This window comes from Sinorhizobium sp. GQ132, from assembly GCF_059758575.1.
This window is the reverse complement of record NZ_JCAXDX010000032.1, coordinates 1-5249: the sequence shown is the minus strand read 5'-3', so window position 1 is coordinate 5249 and position 5249 is coordinate 1. Positions and strand designations below refer to the sequence as shown.

Genomic DNA, 5249 nt, shown 5'->3' with positions numbered 1-5249 from the left:
CCGTCAATCATGAAAGCCGTGGGCCATTCGTTGCGCTCACGATCTGACCAACATCGGAAGACGTCGGCCGGTATCTGCAATGGAAAGATTGGAGACATTCACACATTCACAAAACGGGTTGGGCTGTAAATCCCACGGTCCCGGATTCCCGAGAAGCGTCGAATAGTTGGTTAGGGATGAAAAATTGAAGCCGGAGGGTGCTCGGAGTGGTACACGTTACAGACTCCCCTAATCGGCGCAAACAGAAAGCTATTCAGCAATCATGAGCCAAAATCTGCGCCAAACCATCGGATGCTATTTGGCTCACTCAGCCTCTTAAACCAACCAGCTGAGCCAAACATGGCTAAGACGTGGTTCCGTCGACGATCATACGATCAGGCACGTCGCGATACGGAGACGAGTGACGAAGTGACATCGAGCGGCGGCTCGCGGTCGATCACCCTCACGTCTGTGGCCATCCCGTAGCAGATACAGCGCGGTTGCGAGACCGACGAGCCGCGCGGAGACGACGATCACGTTCTGTTTTGCCGCTTCGATGCTCTCCCGCTCCTCCACGGTCTTGCAGTCTGCTTCAAAGTAAATCTGGGTGTTGTCCCGACGCGTAAGCTTTCAATACGCCGAAAGATCAGCGCCCGCGGCCGGTCGGCAAGCGACGAGGCGCAGGCGATGTTGGATGCGTACGGAATGCCTCGACCGGCTGCCGGTCGCAGGCAAAGGCACGGGCCGGCATCACGGTGACGCCGTGCGTGTTCAATGTCGCGGTGAAATCCTCCAAGCGCCAGGGCGCCGGCAAACGTAGTCAGCTGAACATGCACCGCGGATCGGAACCGAAGCTGTTGCCGCTAAGCAAAGCGGCGACGAGCGCATTGCGGGCGCGCAGTTCCGTCAACTGCGCATTCAGGATCGATTTCGCCGTGCCATCTTCCAGCCAGCGCGTCGCCACCAGCAGAGGTACCGGCGCCGGCATCCAGGAGGTCGTGTGGATCGCCTCGGCCGTCACCAGCGCAAGGCCGGGCGGGGCATGTGAGATAGCCGACGCGCAGGCCCGGCGCCAACGCCTTCGACAGCGCCGAGATGTGTTAGGTGCGGTGCGGCGGCATGGTGAAGAGCGCCGGCGCACGTTCGCCGAGCATCGGTCCGTAGACGTCGTCCTCGATGATGGCGAGGTCGTAGCGCTCCCACGACCTCGACGAGCGCTCGCCGGCGCTTTGCGCTCATCGTCGTCACCCTGGAATTGTGCATAGAGGGCGTGGTGAAGACCGCCTTCACCTGCTCGCGCCCGCAAGCTCGCTGACGTCGAGACCTTCCTCGCGAACGTGCCACCACGAAAGCACTCCAGCGCGAATCGTCGAGAATTCGCCTGCGCGATCTGAAGATGGCGCGCGATGCAATCTGTCCCATCGCACGGGATTTCGCCCTTGACTCAGCGTCGGCCCCTTTCACGCTACTCCCCAGCCCTCACGTGAGGCGCCTATGAGTCCAAGCAAGCGGTCGCAGGATCTCTCGAGTTGCCTTTGTGGCGCTGTTGCGAGCCCCAAGAGCAAGCCGGACTTTGCGGAATTTGGCGAGGCATACCAGACGGAGAGCGGTGCCGGGGCCATCCCGAATGCAAGCGTCTCCCGTGTGATGGCAACGTCCGGCGCGCCGTCTGGCAGGCGCACCAGCACGGCCAAACCGGCGACAGCCGCCTCCCCGGCATTCGGCGGAAGACATTTCAGCAAGGCGTCCCGTTGGGCTGAGTAGACGCGCTTCGTGCGCCTCAAATGCCGCATGTAGTGGCCCTCGCGCATGAATTCGGCGGTTGCGAGCTGCACCGCCGGCCCCGGAGGCGGCGCAAGACAGGCCGCGACCTCCGCAAAACGCGATGCCAGCGCAGGCGGCGCGACGAGAAAGCCGAGCCGCAACGCCGGGCTGATGGTCTTGCTGAAGGAGCCTATGTGGACAACGCGCCCGGCGCGATCAAGCGAGGCAAGCGCCGGTGCCGCCCGGCCATTGAGCTGCAATTCACTGAGATAGTCGTCCTCTATGACCCAGGCTTGGGTCTGGGCTGCCCAGTCGAGCAGGCGCAGTCTGCGTGCCAACGACAGGGTGCGCCCCAGCGGCGCCTGCTGCCCCGCTGTCACGACGACCAGCGCTGCATCCGGGGCATGGTGGAAGCCATGGCCGACATCGATTCCATCGGCGTCTACGGGAATCGGCGTGAGCGACAATCGCGCGAGCTCCAAGCCTCGCCGGGTGAACGGGAACCCGGGATCCTCCATCCAGGCTTTCCGCCCCTCAAGCCCGAGTACGCGCAGTGCCAGTCCGAGCCCGCTGGCGAATCCGGCGGTGATCATAACCTCGGATGGGGAACACTCGATGCCCCGCGCGACGGCAAGATAGCTGGCGATCTCCCGCCGCAGGTCCAATTCGCCGCGCGGGTCGGGATAGATCGCCGGGGCGCTCGATTCCGCGCGGACGGCCTGTGAGCGGATCCTGGCAAAGAGTGTCGCGGGAAAGGTTTCGAGCGCAGGCACGCCCATCTGGAAGATCGCCGGCCCCGCCGTCATCTCCAGATACCGCTCCAGGAACGAGCCGGGCTCGGGTGGCTGCTCGACCCGGTCGATGGCGGCAGGCCGATCCGCAACGCGGGTTCCGCCCGCGCGCGATGCGACGATGAGCTGGGCGGCGGAGAGCTTCTCGTAGGCCGTGCGCACTGTGCCGCGGGCAACGCCGAGCTGGGCCGCGAGATCCAGCCAGGAGGGTAGCCGCGCGCCCGGCGCGAGCACCCCGCTTTCGATCGCGGTGCTGATGCCCCTGCGGATCTGCTCGGTCAGCGGCGTCTTCGCGGACCGGTCGAGCTCCAACTGTAGCGGCTTGTCCATGCTCTCCTGGTACACGATTTTTGCCGGTTCTTGGTGCTTTTTTTAGAACCAGAAGCACGTCATTTCTAGGGGGCAAGGAAGAAACGTCATTGTGATCAAACCTAAAGGAGAACCGCTATTATGACCATACGATCATTCATTGGCGCCGCCGGCGCTGCCCTCGCAATCGCCACCGCGATGCCTGCCGCGGCGCATGACCCCGGCGACGTTGTCACGCCCCATTTCGAAAAGGCGATACCCAACATTCCGGGCAAAACGCTGACCGCGCTCATCGTCGACTATCCGCCGGGTGGAACTTCGGCCCCGCACAGGCATGCGGACTCGTCGTTCATCTTCGCCTACGTCCTGTCCGGAGAAATCGAGTCGAAGGTGAATGATGGCCCGACGCAGACCTATCGCGCCGGCGAGAGCTGGTACGAGCCGCCGGCGGCCAACCACCTCATCAGCCGCAATGCGAGCAAGACCAAGTCCGCAAAGCTGCTCGCCGTCTTCGTCGCCGATACCGACGAAAAGGAACTGACCACCAACATCGAGTGAACCGACGTTCACCGACAGAACACTTCCAAGGAACAGAACAGTGAGCAAGCGTCTCGACTACAACCAGATCGCACCGGCCGGCGTCAAAGCGCTTGGCGGAGTCTACGGCTACATCATGCAGAGCAGTCTCCCCTCGGAGCTGGTCGATCTGGTCTATCTTCGGATCTCGCAGATCAACAACTGCGCCTACTGCCTCGACATGCACACCCGCGACCTTTTGAAAAAAGGGCAGAAGGTCGAGAAAATCGCGCTGGTGCAGGCATGGGCGGAAGCCGGAAATCTCTTCGACGCGCGTGAGCGGGCGGCCCTCGCCTGGGCCGAAACGGTGACACGCGTGGCCGAGACCAACGTCCCGGACGAAGCTTATGAGGCGGCGCATGCCGTGTTCGAGGAGCGGGAACTCGTCGATCTGACGATCGCGATCGGCCTGATGAACACTTACAATCGCCTGGCGATCAGTTTCCGCAAGACGCCACAGGCTGCGCTGGAAAATTAAGACGGGCAAAGCGCCCCAACCAAGGAATTGGCTATGAAGATCTTTGTCGCAGGGTCCACTGGCGCCGTCGGCCTGCCGCTTGTACGGTCGCTCGCGACGCTTGGCCATCAGGTGACTGGCATGACGCGTCCCGGTCAGGGTCCGGATCGTCTGCGCGAGCTCGGGGCCGAGGTGTCTTTCGCCGATGCCTTCGACCGTGAGGCGGTCTATCGCGCGATCGAGGCGGCAGCGCCGGACGTGGTGATCGATCAGCTCACCTGGCTTCCGGCCAACCCTGCCGACATCATCAAGGCGATGCCCAACGATACGCGCCTTCACCGCGAGGGCGGCACCAATCTCATCGCCGCGGCAGAGAAGTTGGGAGTCCGCCGCTACATCATGCAGTCTCGTGGATTCTACTTGGAGGCGCCGGCAGGAGGGCTTGCGGACGAGACCGCCAAGCTGAGACACGACGCTCCCGGCGAGATCGGCGAGAGCACGCGCACCATCGCCGCCTATGAGGACCGGGTGCTCGCCTCGCCATCGCTCGACGGCGTCGTACTGCGCTACGGCTTCTTCTACGGTCCCAACACCTGGTATCGACCGGAGGGAGCCATCGCGGATCAGGCGCGCAAGGGCCAGTCGGCGATCATCGGCGAAGGCAATGCCGTCTGGTCCTTCGTCCACATCGACGACGCCATCGCCGCGACGGTCGCATCGCTTAACGCCGAGCCTGGGATTTACAATGTCGTCGACGACGATCCGCTGCCCGTCGCCGAATGGCTGCCGGCCTTCGCCCGGTGGGTCGATGCGCCGGAGCCCAAGCGCGTGAGCGTGGAGGATGCGCTGAAGACGGCCGGCGAGGAAGCGGTCTACTACCACACCCGCCTGACCGGAGCCTCCAACGGCCGGGCGAAGGCTGAACTCGGGTTCGCACCGCGGCCGCTTCTGTGGAAGAGTGCTTGATCGCTGACAGGGGCAACCGGATGAAGTCGGCCCGCGCTTTCCGGCTCTTTCGTCGAAAGCGCGGGCTGCTGCCGCTTCCGAAAAAATGAACTATCATCGAAGGCAAGGCGCGCGAGACCGTCAACAAGGCGTCGAATTTCGCCACGAATGATCCCGAGCCCGGCGCGTCGGAACTCTATACGGAAATTCTGCTCTAAGTTCTTCCGAAAGTAATACAGACCAGGACAAGACCTACCAAGCCGGCGACGTTGGCCCTCAAGCATTCCGGGGCCTACAGGAAACTCTGAATACGCTGGAGCAGTACGCGAGGCCGTTTGCTGAATGAGCGAGTTTCTCACGAGCATACCAGGCATTGTCCCCGTCGCCGCCGGCTTGGAGATCTGGGCGAGTATGGCTTTGATGGCGGT

5 protein-coding genes are annotated in these 5249 nt (G+C 63.1%); 3 read left to right on the top strand and 2 right to left on the bottom strand.

Going from position 1 to position 5249, the window contains the following annotated elements:
- Nucleotides 1-799: 799 nt before the first annotated feature.
- Nucleotides 800-1000 carry a hypothetical protein gene (locus AC6CIG_RS29475; protein ID WP_498324363.1) on the bottom strand — a complete coding sequence of 67 codons (201 nt, stop codon included), beginning with the start codon at nt 998-1000 and terminating at the stop codon, nt 800-802.
- A 439-nt stretch (nt 1001-1439) separates the two neighbouring features.
- Nucleotides 1440-2864, bottom strand: a complete 1425-nt coding sequence (gene pdxR / locus AC6CIG_RS29470; RefSeq protein ID WP_498324362.1) for a MocR-like pyridoxine biosynthesis transcription factor PdxR — start codon at nt 2862-2864, stop codon at nt 1440-1442.
- 120 nt (nt 2865-2984) lie between these two features.
- Here pdxR and AC6CIG_RS29465 point away from each other — a divergent pair, with 120 nt between their 5' ends.
- From AC6CIG_RS29465 to AC6CIG_RS29455, 3 genes are read left to right on the top strand one after another with little or no spacing between them, the layout of a single operon-like run.
- A complete protein-coding gene (locus AC6CIG_RS29465; RefSeq protein WP_018098571.1) occupies nt 2985-3401 on the top strand; it encodes a cupin domain-containing protein in 417 nt (138 codons plus the stop codon).
- 40 nt (nt 3402-3441) lie between these two features.
- On the top strand, nt 3442-3897 hold the full coding sequence (locus AC6CIG_RS29460; RefSeq protein WP_411922418.1) for a carboxymuconolactone decarboxylase family protein: 456 nt from the start codon (nt 3442-3444) through the stop codon (nt 3895-3897).
- Between the two features lie 33 nt (nt 3898-3930).
- Nucleotides 3931-4842 carry an NAD-dependent epimerase/dehydratase family protein gene (locus AC6CIG_RS29455; RefSeq protein ID WP_018098569.1) on the top strand — a complete coding sequence of 304 codons (912 nt, stop codon included), beginning with the start codon at nt 3931-3933 and terminating at the stop codon, nt 4840-4842.
- The last annotated feature ends 407 nt before the right edge of the window (nt 4843-5249 follow it).